We start from the raw sequence: 14,152 nt of genomic DNA on the forward strand, positions 1-14,152 counted from the left end.
CCCCTGGGCAGAAGCGAGATCTTGGTCGGGCGCGTCCATGGCTCAGTGCGCGGCCAGGAGCTGGCTGTAGAGCCCGTCGGCATCGTCGATCAATTCGGTGTGGGTGCCGCGCTGAACTTCGCGTCCGCGATCGAGGACGATGATCTGGTCGCAATCGCGGATGGTGCTGAGGCGGTGGGCGACGATGAGGCAGGTGCAGCCGCGGCGGCGCAGGGCGTCGTCGATGCGCTCCTCGGTCACTGCGTCGAGGGTGCTGCTGGCTTCGTCGAGGAACAGCACGGAGGGATTGTTGACCAGAGCGCGTGCGATCTCGAGGCGCTGGCGCTGGCCGCCGCTGAAGTTGCGGCCACCCTCCTCCACGGGGGAGTCGTAGCCCAGGGTGCGGTTCATGATCTCGTCGTGGATGAGAGCGTCCTTGGCCGCGTCGACGATCTGCTGGTCGCCGACGGTGGGATTCCACATGGTGAGGTTGTCGCGCACCGACGCGGCGAAGAGGAATATCTGCTGGTCGACCGCGGCGACCGAGCCGGTCAAGACGTTCCGGGGTATCTCGCGGGCCGGGACGCCGTCGAAGAGGATCTCACCGGATTGGGGCGTGTACTCGCCGCTGATGAGGCGCAGCAGCGTGGACTTGCCCGAGCCAGTGGGACCGATGACGGCGATGCGCTGGCCGGGCTGGACGGTGAGGCTGAAGCCCTCGATGAGCGGCTGGCGGTTTCGCTGGTAGCCGAACGTGATGTCGCGCAGTTCGATGCGCCCGGCAAGGCGCAGCCGCCCGTCGAGAGTGGTGACCCTGGTCGGCCCTGAGCCGTTGTCGGCTTTGAGGGCGGGGTCCTCGGGGGCATCGAGCACGTCGTCGATTCGCTGGAGGTCGGCCTCGAGTATCTGGAAGACGTCGGCGAACTGAACGAAGCGGCCGATGGGGATCAAGAAGTGGCTGGCGAGGATGTAGAACCCCATGAAGGTCCCGATGGTCATGTCGCCCGACATCACGCGCCAGCCGCCGAAGCCGAGCACAGCCATGCCGCCGAGAAGGAGGAACAATCCGGGGAGGGCGCCGATCACATAGCCGAGTTCGGAGAACTTCTGGCGGGCGGTGAGCTCTCGTGCCTGATATCCGCTCCATCGCACGAAGAAGTCGTCTTCGGTTGCGGTGGCCCGCAAAGAGTCGATGTTGCGCAGGCCGGCGGCGCCGATCCCCGCCAACTGGGCCTGCTCGCGCCGGAGCTGTCGGTTCTCGTCGGTGCGTAGGGCGCTGAGGAGGCGCATTGCCCCGACGTTGGCCAGGCCGATGGCGGCCACGATGAGCGCAAGGGTCGCGTCGAAGAAAAGCATGAGCCCGAGCAACAGCGCGCTCATCACCAGTTCGATGATGATGGCCACGAAGTACTGGGACGAGTTGTAGGCGACGCTGTCGACGAGCTGGACACGGGTAGTGAGGTCGCCAGCGAAGCGATGGGCAAAGTACTGGGAGGGCAGCCGGAAGAGCCGCCACAGCATGCGCTCGGCGTTGACCACCGAGAGCTGGACGGTCAGCTTGCGCAGGGTGAACCACTTGAGCCAGTTCAACAGGTATGCGAACACGCCTGCCGCAGCGGTGCCCGCGACCAACAGGGAACCCCAGGAGCGCTCGGTGCCGGAGAGGATGTTGTCGATGAATATGCTGAGCAGCACGGGCAGGGTCAATGTCGGAACGGCGAGCAGCAGCCCGGCCAGCACCACGTAGGCCAGCGAGCCTCGGGCCCCTCGAAGCCAGGGCCAGAGCTTGCGGAGGATGCCCGGGGGCTCGCCGCCGGTGCGGAACTCCGGGGTGGGTTCGGCGCGCAGCACAATGCCGGTGAAAGCCGCGTCGAAGTCGTCCTCGCCGACGAAGCGGCGGCCGTTGGCCGGGTCGTTGAGGTAGAACCCCCCTTTGCGTTGTTTGCCATAGCCCTCGAGAACCAGAAAGTGGTTGAACTCCCAGAACAAGATGGCGGGGAGTTCTTCGTCTCGCAGCTCGGCGACTTCTTTGCGCCAGCCGGTGACCCGCAGACCGTACTGATCGCCCGCGGCCACGATGTCGGCGGCGCTGGAGCCGTCGCGGCCGACGCAACAGGCTGTTCGCAATTCCTCGATGGGCACCCAGCGCCCGAGATGGGCGAGCACGGCGCCAAGACTGGCCGCGCCGCATTCGGCCGCTTCCATTTGGGGAAAGAGCGGTGTGCGGATGCGTCTTCGCGCCAACAGCTTCAAAAGACCTCCCGCGTCGCTCTTGCCTGCTCCACTCGTCTGTCTCAGTGGTCCCTGAGAGAGGCGAGAAGCTGCACCGGGCGTTCCCGGTCCAGCACAATGCGGACCCGGCAGGCATCGCCGTCGGCGAGCCCGGGCGGTGGCGTCTCGGTGAGGGCGAGGCGAACAAGGCGGCCGCTTGCCGGTATGGGGATTCCGACCGAGGCAAGCCAGCGGGGGAGGTCAGCGCCACGCGGCGCGATCTGTTGAATCTGGGCGTCGAGGGTGTGATCGACCGCGCTGTCGCCCGATTCTGCCGAGATCCTCGCCGACATGGTGTGGTCAAGGCGCTGAGCGTCACCCGGTTCGAGCACCGCGAGCACTTCGAGCTGGCTGCCGCCGCTTGTGCGGATCACCGCGACGTCGATGCCCGCTTCGACGGGGTTGCCGGGGACGAGCGCATGCGACACCAACTCGCCGGTGTAGGGACTCAGGACGGGTTCGCCCGAGGCGTGGAGGGCCTCGAGGCCCCGCAGCTCCGCGTGGGCGGCGGCGAGATCGTCTCGGTCGGGGTTCTCGGTGGCCTCCAGGGTGGCCAGCCGGGTGCGGGCGAGGGCGGCATGGTGGGCCAGATCGGGGGTGCGGACATGGGCGATGGTCTGGCCCTCGGCGACGGGGTCGCCTGCGGCCACCAATACGTCGACAACAGTGCCCGCAGCCTCGGCGACCACCGGGAAGCGTTCGCCTGGCGTTGCCAAGATGCAATTGGCCGAGAGGCTGCGCTCTATTCGACCGAAGACGCCCCAGGCGATGACGCCGATGACGACTAGGCCGAGGATGCCCAGGATTGCCCATTCGTGGGGTGCGGTCACTCGTAGCAGGCCGTCGATCGGCTCGGCCTGCCCCCGGCGTTTGAATGCCTCTTGCCGGAAGAGACTTTTACGCGGTGACATAGCCCCTGCTTCGGTGCCCCATGCCAAGCAGCATTTCATTCATGGTACACACGTCCTGTCGAGGTGCAGTATCCCGGCTAATACGTCTTCTGTGGATAGAACACCTCGCCGGTCTCTCGAACGCCCAGAGATCAATTGTCGCTGGGATCAATTGTCACTGGTCGTCCTTAGTGTGGGGCGATGTTGTTTGTGCGGGTTTGCGCTGGTTGCGGAGGACCGGGGCCGTCGCCGTGTGGGCGGTGTACGGCTGATATGCGGGCGGTGGGAGAGATGCCCCCGCCGGAGCCCCTGTCGGGGCTGTGGGCTGCGTTCGCCTACGCAGGTGCGGGCCGGGAGCTCTTGGCCCGGCTCAAGTACCGAAACCAGCGGTCAAGCGTGAGGTGGCTGGCGTCGGCCATGGCCGCGGCGCTGCCTCCGGAGCTGCCTGCTGCGGTGTTGACTTGGGCGCCAACGTCAGCGCAGCGTCGCCGTCGTCGGGGGTTCGATCAGGCCGAACTGTTGGCTCGAGCCCTTGGACGAGAGGTTGGCCTGCCCGCCGTCTCCCTGCTGAAGAGGGTTGACGCTGCGGGCCAGACCGGCCGGAGCCGCAGCCAGCGGTCGTGTGCGCCGGAGTTCTCATCCCGGCGCCCGCCTCCGGCCACAGTGTTGGTGGTGGACGATGTGATCACCACTGGGGCGACCCTTCAGGCCGCGGCCAAGTCTCTGATCAGGGCGGGTGCTGAGCGGGTGGACGGGGTGGTGGCCGGGGCCACGCCGTTGCCCAGCTCGCGGTCTTCCGCCCAGCAGCTTTCCAGTGTGGCTACCATGAGAACCCACAACTCAACCCCAGCCGAAAGGGAGCCGCCATGGATGTGACCATCAGCAGCAGCGGGATTCAGGTGTCGCAGAGACTGGGGGAGACCACCCGAACAAAGGTGGGCAAGCTGGACCGCTATCTGTCGGGCATCGATCACGCCACAGTTCGGTTCAGCGAGGAGAAGAACCCCCGAATCGCCGAGCCCGACATCTGCGAGGTCACCCTGGAAGGCCACGGCTATCACATCCGCAGCCGGGTCAACGGCCCCACGCCGTTTGCGGCTTTGGACCGGGCCATCACCAAACTGGAGCGCCAGCTCCGCCGCACCAAGACCCGGCGGATGGACCGCCAGCACCACTCCCGGGAACGCCGGGCAAGCTAGCCCACAATCCACCCTCCGTCACGACGGTTGCCGACGATCGGCGGCGCATGCTGCGCTGTCTCCGCTGACTTGATGGCGGGAGCGCAGCGGTAGAGTGGGGCTGGCATGAGCGTGTTCAACAAGATCCTGAACACCGGTGAGGGCAAGAAGCTAAAGGCACTGGAGAGCCTGGTGCCCGACATCAACGCGCTCGAACCCGAGACCAAAGCGCTGTCCGACGACGCCCTGCGGGCCCGCACCGGGGAGTTCCGCCAGCGCCTGGAGAACGGCGAGGATCTTCACGACCTGCTCATAGAGGCCTTTGCCGTGGTGCGGGAGGCGGCTTGGCGGGTTATCGGCCAGCGCCACTACGACGTACAGCTGATGGGGGGCGCGGCCCTTCATTTCGGCTGGGCTGCCGAGATGCGAACCGGCGAGGGCAAGACCCTGGTGTCCACGCTGCCGGTGTATCTGAACGGCCTGGCCGGCAAGGGCGTGCACGTGGTGACGGTGAACGACTACCTGGCTGCCCGAGACGCCGACTGGATGGGGGCTATCCACCGGTGGTTGGGCCTGTCGGTCGGGCTGGTGGTGCCCGGCGAGCGGGGCTCGGAGTTCAAGCGCGAGCAGTACGGCTGCGACATCACGTATGGCACCAACAACGAGATGGGCTTCGACTATCTGCGGGACAACATGGCCATGTCGGCCGAACGCCGGGTCCAGCGGGGCCACAACTACTGCATCGTGGACGAGATCGACTCCATCCTCATTGACGAGGCCCGAACCCCTCTCATCATCAGCGGACGCCTGGCGGATGCGGCCAAGACGTACTACCAGTTCGCCAGCGTGGTGCGGGGACTGCGGCGCGACGTCCACTACGACGTGGATGAGGAGAAGCGCATCGTGGCTCCCACCGAGGAGGGGGTGCATGCGGTGGAGCGGGCGCTGGGGGTGGAGAACCTCTACGACTCGGTCAGCGCCAATCTGGTCCACCAGCTCCAGGCCGCGCTGCGGGCCAAGGAGCTGTACCACCGGGACAAGGACTACATCATCCAGCGGGGCGAGGTGAAGATCGTCGACGAGTTCACCGGGCGGATCCTGGACGGCCGCCGCTGGTCGGAGGGGCTGCACCAGGCGGTTGAGGCCAAAGAGGGGGTGAAGATCAAAGAGGAGAATCAGACGCTGGCCACCATCACCCTCCAGAACTACTTCCGGCTGTACGACAAGCTGGCCGGCATGACCGGCACCGCGGTGAGCGAGGCCAACGAGCTGTTCGGCACCTATGGCCTGCATGTGGTGCCCATCCCCACCAACCTGCCGGTGGTCCGGGCCGACGAGGGCGACCTCATCTACAAGAGCGAGGACGGCAAGTTCAACGCCCTGGTCGAAGACCTGGTGGAGCGCTATGAGCGGGGCCAGCCCGTGCTGGTGGGCACGGTCTCGGTGGAGAACTCCGAGAAGCTGGCCGACGTTTTGAACAAGCGGGGCATCCCCCATGAGGTGCTCAACGCCAAACAGCACTTCCGGGAGGCCGAGATTGTGGCCCAGGCCGGTCGGCTGCACGCCATCACCGTGGCCACCAACATGGCCGGACGAGGTGTGGACATCGTGCTGGGGGGCAACCCCGAGGCCATGGCCCGCCGCGACGTGGCCGCCGAGGGGCTCGACCCCGCCAGCGACCAGGGCCAGGCCCGGGCCGCCGAGCTGCTGGAGAAGTACGAGGCCGAGTGCGGGGCCGAAGGGGAGAAGGTGCGCGAGCTGGGCGGCCTCTACGTGCTGGGCACCGAGCGCCACGACAGCCGCCGCATCGACAACCAGCTCCGGGGCCGCTCCGGCCGCCAGGGCGACCCCGGCGAGAGCCGGTTTTATCTCTCGCTCGAAGACGACCTCATGCGGATCTTCGCCACCGGGGCCATGAACTGGGTGATGGACAAGGCCCTGCCCGAGGACGTGCCGATCGAGGCCAAGATGGTGACCAAGGCCATCGAGCGGGCCCAGGGCACGGTGGAGCAGAAGAACGCCGAGGCCCGCAAGAACGTGCTCAAGTACGACGAGGTGCTCAACGAGCAGCGCAAGGTGATCTACAAGCGCCGGGCCCAGATTCTGTCGGGCAGCGATCTGCGGGCGGAGGCCCTGGAGCACTTGGGCGAAGCGGTCGACGCGGTGATCACCGGGCACTGCACGTCGGAGGATCCCGCCGACTGGGAGCTGGAGCAGCTCGAGACCGAGATCCGGGTGCTGTGGCCATCCCAGCTGGGGGCCGAGCGGATGGGGGCCGCGGCCTCCACCGATGAGCTCTACGACCTGCTGGTGGGCGAGGCGGTGGCCCACTACGAGCAGCGGGAGGAGCAGGTCGGCACCGAGGCCATGCGGGAGGTGGAGCGCCAGATCATGCTGCGCATCATCGACCAGCGCTGGCGCGAGCACCTCTATGAGATGGACTATCTCAAAGAGGGCATCAACCTGCGGGCTCTCGGCCAGAAGGACCCCCTGACCGAGTGGCAGCGGGAGGGGTTCGAGATGTTCGGCCAGATGATGGCCGGCGTGGCTCGGGACTTCGTCACCTACATCATGCACGTGGAGATCAACGTGGAGTCACCGGCCGGTGCCGACGAACCCGGCACCAGCAACGTCACCGAGTCGGGCCCGGCCGACCCGTCCACCCAGCCGTCGCTGGCCCGGGCCGGCGCCCAGGCGGCCCTGGCCAGCACATCGGCCGCTCCCGCGGTGGTGGAGGAGTCGGCCCCCCGGTCGAAGGCGCCGGTGGTCAAGTCGGAATTCGAGAAAACCCCGCGCAACGCCCCCTGTCCGTGCGGGTCGGGCCGCAAGTTCAAGCAGTGCTGCGGGCGCTGACTGCCTACTCCCAATAATCCCTGTGCCCGACTTCACCGGCGACCTCGCCCTGCTCCGATCCAAACTGGACGAAGCCCGGCGCTACCTGCACATCGACGACCTGATCGCCCGCCGCCCCAAGCTGGAGGAGGCTGCGGCGGCCCCCGGCCTGTGGGACGACCCCGATCAGGCCCGCAAGGTGACCAGGGAGCTGTCCGAGCTGGTTGAGGACTTGGAGCTGTTCGCCGGACTGGAGGCCGCGCTGGACGACGCCGACACGCTGCACCAGCTGGCAGTGGAGGAAGACGACGAATCGCAAACTCCCGAGATAGCCCAGATGCTGGAGTCCCTGGCGGCCAAGGTGGACGACCTGGAGCTGCGGTCGCTGCTGGGCGGCGAGCACGACAGCTCCGACGCGGTATGCGAGCTCCACAGCGGCGCCGGGGGCACCGACGCCCAGGACTGGGCCGAGATGCTGCTGGCGATGTACCAGGGGTGGGCCGAGCGCCGCGGCTTCGACTTCAAGGTGGACTCGGTGTCAGAGGGACAGGGCGCGGGCATCTCCTCGGCCGACTTCACCATCTCGGGGCGCAACGCCTACGGCCTGTTGCAGTCCGAGCGAGGGGTGCACCGGCTGGTGCGCATCTCCCCGTTCGACTCCGACGCCCGCCGCCACACCGCCTTCGCCCAGTTCAAAGTGGTGCCGTTCTTCGACGAGGTGTCCGACGAGGTGGACATCGAGGACAAAGACCTGCGGATCGACACCTTCCGGTCGTCGGGCGCGGGCGGGCAGCACGTGAACGTGACCGACTCGGCGGTGCGGATCACCCATCTGCCCACCGGTGTCGTGGTGTCGTGCCAGAACGAGCGCAGCCAGCACCAGAACAAGGACCGCGCCATGCAGATCCTGGCCGCCCGCCTGGCCGACCTCAAACGGGCCGAGCGGGAAGCCGAGATCGCCGGCCTGGCCGGCGACTACCAGAAGGCGGAGTGGGGCAGCCAGATCCGCTCTTATGTGCTGCACCCGTACCAGCAGGTCAAGGACGACCGCACCGCTGTGACCATCGGCAACGTCGAAGCAGTGCTGGCCGGTGACCTAGACGAGCTCATCGAGGCCTACTTGCGGTGGAGGCGCATGTCTTGAGCACCGCCGTCTTCCGGCCGGAGGGTGCGCAATCGGTGCCCGGTGCCAGTGGTAGCGTGGGTCGAGCTTTCCGGCTCGCCAACGCGGGTTTTCCTCCGAGGCCGCAGTTCGGAGTCCACATCGCATGATCAGAATGGAGAACGTCACCAAGGTGTACAAGGGCGAGGTGCTCGCCCTTCAAAATGCCTCCTGCGAGGTGCAGCGGGGGGAATTCGTCTTCTTGGTGGGGCCGTCGGGATCGGGCAAGTCGACGTTCATGCGTCTGCTCAACAAAGAGGAGAAGCCCGACCGAGGCCGGATCTATGTGGCCGGCAAGGACATCGGGGCGCTTCCCGGCTGGAAGGTGCCCTTCCTGCGGCGCAATATCGGCTGCGTCTTTCAGGACTTCAAGCTTCTGCCCAACAAGACCGTGGTCCAGAACGTGGCCTTTGCGCTAGAGGTGATCGGCCGTCCTCGGGGCGTGATCAAAGAGAAGGTGCCGGCCATCTTGGAGCTGGTGGGCCTGTCCAAGAAGATGCACAACTATCCCGATGAGCTTTCGGGCGGGGAGCAGCAGCGGGTGTCCATCGCCCGGGCGTTTGTGAACCGGCCGCTGATCTTGCTGGCCGATGAGCCCACCGGGAACCTCGACCCGAACACCTCGATGGGCATTATGACGCTGCTCGACCGCATCAACCGCACCGGCACCACCGTGGTTATGGCGACCCACGACCGCAGCATTGTCGACAAGATGCGCCGCCGGGTTGTGGAGCTGGACCGGGGCCAGATCGTCCGGGACCAGTCCCGAGGCGTCTACGAATAGCCCATGGTCTTGAGAGGTCTCGGCGACAGGGGCCGGCGGGCGGGCGGTGGCCGATGAGCCTCAAGCTGGACTATGTCCTGCGGGAGACGGCCAGCAACTTCCGCCGCAACATCACCCTCACGCTGGCCACTGTCATCACCGTCACCATCTCGCTGACGCTTCTCGGAGCGGCACTGCTGTTCGGCAATGCGGTGGACAACGCCACCGCCCGCTGGAAGGACGGTGTGGAGTTCATCGTGTTCGTGGACCCCGATATCAGCCCTGAGTTGGAAGCCGACATCCGCCGCCAATTGGACGAGTCCCCCGAAATCCGCGGATACATCTACTTCGACAAAGACGAAGCCTACGCTGAGTTTCAGGGCATATTTCGCGATTCTCCAGAGTTCGTGGAGGTGATTACCCCTGAGCGGCTGCCGGCATCGTTTCGGGTCAAGCCTGTTGACACCCTGCCTGAACAGGTTGATGAGTTGGCCGCGGCATTTCGCGCCCAGCCGGGTGTGCGCGCCGTCGTCACGGCCAGCGAGACCATCCGCCAGATCGAAGATCTGTCCAATGGGTTGAGCCAGCGGGTGATCATCATCGCAATCATCCTGTTGGTGGCTGCCGCGGTGTTGATTTTGAACACCATCCGCATGGCGCTGTTCTCCCGCCGTCGGGACATCGAGGTGATGAAGCTGGTGGGGGCGACCAACTGGTTCATCCGGGTGCCGTTCATGTTCGAGGGTCTCATCCAGGGACTCATTGGCGGGGCAATCGCCATACCGCTGATTTGGGTGACCAACGACTTCTTCAGTGTCATCAATAGCGAGTCGTTACCTCTGCTCAGAGATTTTGTTGTCGATTCTTCCCGAGTGTGGACGGTGGGCTTCCAGATGATGGGTTTGGGCGCGATTGTGGGCACGGTGGGCTCCGGCATCGCGGTGAGCCGCTTCCTGGACACGTAGTGGCAGGCCGCCATAACGGCGGCTATTTCGCAGGGCGTAGTAGGTTCGCGGCAGATGGTCGCGGCCGCGGTGGCCGATGGCCGGGCGAAGGGAGCAGCAGATGGCCCAGCAGGTTCGAGCCGTAGTCGCCAAGGCCAAGGGCGAGCCGGTCAGCATCGAGACCATCGAGGTGCCCGATCCCGGGCCGGGCGAAGCCGTGGTGGCTGTGCAGGCCTGCGGTGTCTGCCACACCGATCTGCATTACCGGGAGGGGGCCATCAACGACGAGTTCCCCTTCCTATTGGGCCATGAGGCCGCCGGAGTGGTGGAGTCGGTGGGCAACGGCGTGACCAACGTGGCCCCCGGCGACTTCGTGGTCCTCAACTGGCGAGCGGTGTGCGGCAGTTGCCGCTCATGTTTGCGGGGTCGCCCGTGGTACTGCTTTGCCACCCACAACGCCACCCAGAAGATGACGTTGAACGGCCAGGAGCTTTCGCCGGCGCTGGGCATCGGGGCCTTCGCTGAGAAGACGCTGGTGGCGGCGGGCCAGGCCACCAAGGTCAATCCCGAGGCCCGCCCCGAGGTGGCTGGGCTGATCGGCTGTGGAGTCATGGCCGGGCTGGGCGCAGCCATGAACACCGGCGGGGTCGGCCGGGGCGACTCGGTAGCCGTCTTCGGCTGCGGCGGGGTCGGTGATGCGGCTATCGAGGGATCGCGTCTGGCCGGCGCCCACACGATCATCGGAGTGGACATCGACGACACCAAGCTGGAATGGGCTCGAGAGTTCGGCGCCACCCACACCATCAACTCCACCCGTGAGGATCCGGTGGAGCGGATCCGGGAGTTGACCGGCGGGAACGGGGTAGACGTGGCCATTGAGGCCATCGGCCTGCCCCAAACCTACGAGCAGGCTTTCTACGCCCGGGATCTGGCCGGGACGGTGGTGCTCGTGGGAGTGCCCAACCCCGAGATGAAGATCGAGCTGCCCATGATCGAGGTGTTCGGGCGGGGGGGTGTCCTCAAGTCGTCGTGGTACGGCGATTGCCTGCCGTCTCGGGACTTCCCCATGCTGATCGACCTGCACCTCCAGGGTCGGCTGAACCTGGAGCGGTTCGTGTCCGAGACCATATCGCTGGAAGACGTTGAGGAGGCGTTTCACGCCATGGAGCGGGGAGATGTGCTCCGGTCGGTGGTCGTGATCTGAGGCCCTCGGGCTTGATGGCGCAAAATTTCTTTTGACCCTGCCGGGGGGCGGTCGCTACCCTTTTCTGTTGCGGGTGGGGCTAATGGGGCCTATGTGACTTGAGTCGACTATCGAGTCTGCTCTCGACGGAGGCACCCGACATGCCTGGACTAAACCTGACCACGATTGTGACTTCGATCATCGTGCTGTTGCTTTTGGCATTGCCGTTTGTCGCCGCCCGGCTGCCGCACTCCCGCCGGCCCGGGCCCCGGTACACAGAGAAATCGGGACCCGGACCAGGCTTTACCTATGCCCTCGTTCCCCCTGGAGGCCATCCCGAAGACGGCGATGGCCAAGAAAGGGGCTCCTGGCAGTGGTGTCTGGCCTTCATCCCTGATGAGGCCGGGGACGGCGGCTCTGAGATGCCCCCGTGGTGGGCTCCGGTGCCGCCGTGGGACACCGCCGCCGAGCATGAGCGAGGCTTCACCAGCGACGCCGACTCCCTCCAGGCGCTGTTCGACGAGACGAGCGCCTTTCCGGCGGCAAGGTAGGGCCAAGAGCATTTTCCGCCCCTGAAGAGGGGCGGTTGAAGCATCATTGGGCATGGCCGAAGACCGGCACCGAGATCGACGGCTGGCTATGGTGCGCCGCCAGATCGAGGGGCGGGGGGTTTGCGACCCGCGGGTTCTGGTCGCCATGAGATCGGTTCCCCGCCACCGGTTCGTGTCCCGGACGCTGGCCAAAGACGCCTACAAAGACCATCCGCTGCCCATTTCGGCGGGCCAGACCATCTCCCAGCCCTACATCGTGGCCCTCATGGCCGAGGCCGCGGCCATCGAACCGGACCATCGGGTGCTGGAAGTGGGAACCGGTTCGGGCTACGGCGCCGCAGTGCTGGCCGAGCTGGGCGCCTCGGTGGTTTCCGTAGAGCGCCACCGAAAGCTGGCCGATGCCGCGACCAAGGTTCTGGGCGATCTGGGGTATGCCAACGCCACCGTGGTGTGCGGCGACGGATCGCAGGGCCACCCGCCGGGCGCCCCCTACGACGCAGTGGTGGTGACCGCAGCAGCCCCCAGCATCCCTTCGGCGCTCATCGACCAGCTCGCCGACGGCGGGCGACTGGTTATCCCCGTCGGACCGCCCTCCTTCTCCCAAAACCTCACTTTGGTCCGACGGTCCGGCGAAGAGACCACCTCCGAGCGATTCTGCCCCGTGAGGTTCGTCCCCCTCGTCGAGGATTCTTGAGCGGGGTCCTGTTCAGCCTGCTTCTTCCAGCGGCCAATTGCCCAGCTTGGTGTAGCGGGTGCCGTCGGAGTGGAGCCGGCTAGACACCAGCCAACCCCTCCACCTCCGGCCGCCCTGATTCCAGAGACAAACTGAGCCGCCCCAGGGGCGGGTAGGGTGGGCGGGTGCTGCGGTTGAGTGGGGGGGTTTATTCGGAGGTCATCGCCCATGCGCTGGCGGGGCTGCCGAATGAGGCTTGTGGGCTGCTGGCTGCTCCGGCGGGGGGAGAGGTGGTCGATCGGTTCTTTCCGGTGCGCAATGCGGCGGAGTCGAGCCAGATCTACCGACTGGATGACGCCGAATACCTCCAAGTGGAGCGGACTGCGGATGACGAGGGCCTAACGCTGGTGGCGGTGATGCACTCTCACACCCACACCACGGCCTATCCGTCGCCGACTGATGTGCGTGACGCCTCGGCCTTCGACCCCTTCGGGGCGCTGCTCTATGTGATCGTGTCGTTGAAGGACCCCGAGCCTGCGCTGCGGTGCTACCGCATTCTCGACGGAGAGATAACCGAAGAACCGGTGGCCGTCGGGGGGTAGGCATCCGGGTAATCTGAGGCCCGTGGCCGCACACAAATCGGTGATCGATCTGATCGGGAACACCCCGATGGTCGACGTCAGCGCGCTGTCGCCGAACCCGTCGGTGGCCATCCACGTCAAGCTCGAAGGGGTAAACCCGGCGGGGTCGGTCAAAGACCGGGTAGCCCGCGAGATGATCCTCGAAGCCGAGGCCGACGGGACCCTGGAACCGGGTCGCACAATCATCGAGCCGTCGTCGGGCAACACCGGGATCGCCTTGGCCATGATCGCCCGGCTCCGGGGCTATCCCATCAAGATCGTCATGCCCGAGAACGTCTCGGCCGAGCGCCGTCAGTTGCTGGAAGTGTTCGGGGCCGAGATCATCTGGTCGCCGGGCGCCGAGGGGTCCAACGGGGCTGTACGCATGGCCCAGCGGCTGGCCGACGAAAACCCGGATTGGGCGTTTCTCTACCAGTACGGCAACGAGGCCAACCCCCGGGCCCACTACAACACCACCGGCCCGGAGATCTACGCCGACTGCCCTGAGATCACCCACTTCGTGTCGGGACTGGGCACCAGCGGCACCTTGATGGGGGTGGGCGCCTATCTCAAGGAGCGCAAACCCTCAGTGCAGGTGCTGGCGGTGGAGCCCCCCGCAGGGGAGATGGTGGACGGCCTGCGCAGCTTGGACGACGGGTTCATCCCCCCGGTGTATGAGAAATGGGGCGGCGACCAGCTCTTGGACGGCAAGCGCATCGTGCGGCCTCGCGAGTCGATCGAGTGGACCCGGCGGCTGGCCGAGGAGGCCGGCATCTTCGCCGGGATCTCCACCGGCGCAGCACTGGCCGGGACAGCGCGAGTGGCCGAGCGGACTGACGAGGGCGCGATTGTCGTGGTGTCGGCCGACGGCGGCTGGAAGTACCTGTCCACTGGGGCATGGACCGACCCGATCGACCAAGTAACAGCTCGAGCCGAGTCGATCATCTATTTCTGAACTCCAGGTGAAAAAATCCCCACTTGGACGGGTTTTGTGGTCCTTGATGTGCTATAAGCACCCCGCGCTGCTAGGATTCCCATACCCAAACCACACCACCACGCTGGAGCACAGCTCCAGCCGAACGGCCTCGACTCATCCCGCCAGAGTC

13 protein-coding genes are annotated in these 14,152 nt (G+C 66.2%); 11 read left to right on the forward strand and 2 right to left on the reverse strand.

Going from position 1 to position 14,152, the window contains the following annotated elements; genetic code table 11:
• Window positions 1-42 precede the first annotated feature (42 nt).
• Together ACOGI7_RS03650 and ACOGI7_RS03655 are read right to left on the reverse strand one after the other, a co-directional pair.
• Entirely contained in the window at window positions 43-2,232 is a 2,190-nt protein-coding gene (locus ACOGI7_RS03650) for an NHLP family bacteriocin export ABC transporter peptidase/permease/ATPase subunit (RefSeq protein ID WP_419850565.1), read from the reverse strand.
• A 41-nt stretch (window positions 2,233-2,273) separates the two neighbouring features.
• On the reverse strand, window positions 2,274-3,161 hold the full coding sequence (locus ACOGI7_RS03655) for an HlyD family efflux transporter periplasmic adaptor subunit (protein WP_419850566.1): 888 nt from the start codon (window positions 3,159-3,161) through the stop codon (window positions 2,274-2,276).
• 180 nt (window positions 3,162-3,341) lie between these two features.
• Here ACOGI7_RS03655 and ACOGI7_RS03660 point away from each other — a divergent pair, with 180 nt between their 5' ends.
• The 11 genes from ACOGI7_RS03660 (at window position 3,342) to ACOGI7_RS03710 (ending at window position 14,001) form a co-directional block, all read left to right on the forward strand.
• A complete protein-coding gene (locus tag ACOGI7_RS03660) occupies window positions 3,342-4,016 on the forward strand; it encodes a ComF family protein (protein WP_419850567.1) in 675 nt (224 codons plus the stop codon).
• Window positions 4,007-4,339: a ribosome hibernation-promoting factor, HPF/YfiA family gene (gene hpf / locus ACOGI7_RS03665; RefSeq protein ID WP_419850568.1), complete on the forward strand. Its 333-nt coding sequence runs from the start codon at window positions 4,007-4,009 to the stop codon at window positions 4,337-4,339. Before ACOGI7_RS03660 ends, hpf begins: the two co-directional genes overlap by 10 nt.
• Window positions 4,340-4,444: 105 nt before the next feature.
• Window positions 4,445-7,171: a preprotein translocase subunit SecA gene (gene secA, locus ACOGI7_RS03670; RefSeq protein WP_419850569.1), complete on the forward strand. Its 2,727-nt coding sequence runs from the start codon at window positions 4,445-4,447 to the stop codon at window positions 7,169-7,171.
• A 22-nt stretch (window positions 7,172-7,193) separates the two neighbouring features.
• On the forward strand, window positions 7,194-8,294 hold the full coding sequence (gene prfB, locus ACOGI7_RS03675; protein ID WP_419850570.1) for a peptide chain release factor 2: 1,101 nt from the start codon (window positions 7,194-7,196) through the stop codon (window positions 8,292-8,294).
• A 124-nt stretch (window positions 8,295-8,418) separates the two neighbouring features.
• The gene (gene ftsE / locus ACOGI7_RS03680) at window positions 8,419-9,096 is read left to right on the forward strand and encodes a cell division ATP-binding protein FtsE (RefSeq protein WP_419850571.1); all 678 of its coding nucleotides are present in this window, start codon (window positions 8,419-8,421) and stop codon (window positions 9,094-9,096) included.
• A gap of 53 nt (window positions 9,097-9,149) precedes the next feature.
• The gene (locus tag ACOGI7_RS03685) at window positions 9,150-10,040 is read left to right on the forward strand and encodes a cell division protein FtsX (protein WP_419850572.1); all 891 of its coding nucleotides are present in this window, start codon (window positions 9,150-9,152) and stop codon (window positions 10,038-10,040) included.
• Between the two features lie 100 nt (window positions 10,041-10,140).
• A complete protein-coding gene (locus tag ACOGI7_RS03690) occupies window positions 10,141-11,223 on the forward strand; it encodes an S-(hydroxymethyl)mycothiol dehydrogenase (RefSeq protein ID WP_419850573.1) in 1,083 nt (360 codons plus the stop codon).
• Window positions 11,224-11,363: 140 nt separating this feature from the next.
• Entirely contained in the window at window positions 11,364-11,753 is a 390-nt protein-coding gene (locus ACOGI7_RS03695) for a hypothetical protein (RefSeq protein ID WP_419850574.1), read from the forward strand.
• Between the two features lie 52 nt (window positions 11,754-11,805).
• On the forward strand, window positions 11,806-12,447 hold the full coding sequence (locus tag ACOGI7_RS03700) for a protein-L-isoaspartate(D-aspartate) O-methyltransferase (RefSeq protein ID WP_419850575.1): 642 nt from the start codon (window positions 11,806-11,808) through the stop codon (window positions 12,445-12,447).
• Window positions 12,448-12,611: 164 nt separating this feature from the next.
• The gene (locus ACOGI7_RS03705) at window positions 12,612-13,028 is read left to right on the forward strand and encodes a Mov34/MPN/PAD-1 family protein (protein ID WP_419850576.1); all 417 of its coding nucleotides are present in this window, start codon (window positions 12,612-12,614) and stop codon (window positions 13,026-13,028) included.
• Between the two features lie 22 nt (window positions 13,029-13,050).
• Entirely contained in the window at window positions 13,051-14,001 is a 951-nt protein-coding gene (locus tag ACOGI7_RS03710; protein WP_419850577.1) for a PLP-dependent cysteine synthase family protein, read from the forward strand.
• The last annotated feature ends 151 nt before the right edge of the window (window positions 14,002-14,152 follow it).

The sequence above is a fragment of the Candidatus Poriferisocius sp. genome (genome assembly GCF_965204145.1).
Lineage (GTDB): Bacteria > Actinomycetota > Acidimicrobiia > Acidimicrobiales > Bin134 > Poriferisocius.

Coding starts and splice junctions, on each gene's coding strand:
- ACOGI7_RS03655 (WP_419850566.1), bottom strand. CDS start 3,161: ATGTCACCGCGTAAAAGTCTCTTCCGGCAAGAGGCATTCAAACGCCGG.
- ACOGI7_RS03660 (WP_419850567.1), top strand. CDS start 3,342: ATGTTGTTTGTGCGGGTTTGCGCTGGTTGCGGAGGACCGGGGCCGTCG.
- hpf (WP_419850568.1), top strand. CDS start 4,007: ATGGATGTGACCATCAGCAGCAGCGGGATTCAGGTGTCGCAGAGACTG.
- secA (WP_419850569.1), top strand. CDS start 4,445: ATGAGCGTGTTCAACAAGATCCTGAACACCGGTGAGGGCAAGAAGCTA.
- ftsE (WP_419850571.1), top strand. CDS start 8,419: ATGATCAGAATGGAGAACGTCACCAAGGTGTACAAGGGCGAGGTGCTC.
- ACOGI7_RS03685 (WP_419850572.1), top strand. CDS start 9,150: ATGAGCCTCAAGCTGGACTATGTCCTGCGGGAGACGGCCAGCAACTTC.
- ACOGI7_RS03690 (WP_419850573.1), top strand. CDS start 10,141: ATGGCCCAGCAGGTTCGAGCCGTAGTCGCCAAGGCCAAGGGCGAGCCG.
- ACOGI7_RS03695 (WP_419850574.1), top strand. CDS start 11,364: ATGCCTGGACTAAACCTGACCACGATTGTGACTTCGATCATCGTGCTG.
- ACOGI7_RS03700 (WP_419850575.1), top strand. CDS start 11,806: ATGGCCGAAGACCGGCACCGAGATCGACGGCTGGCTATGGTGCGCCGC.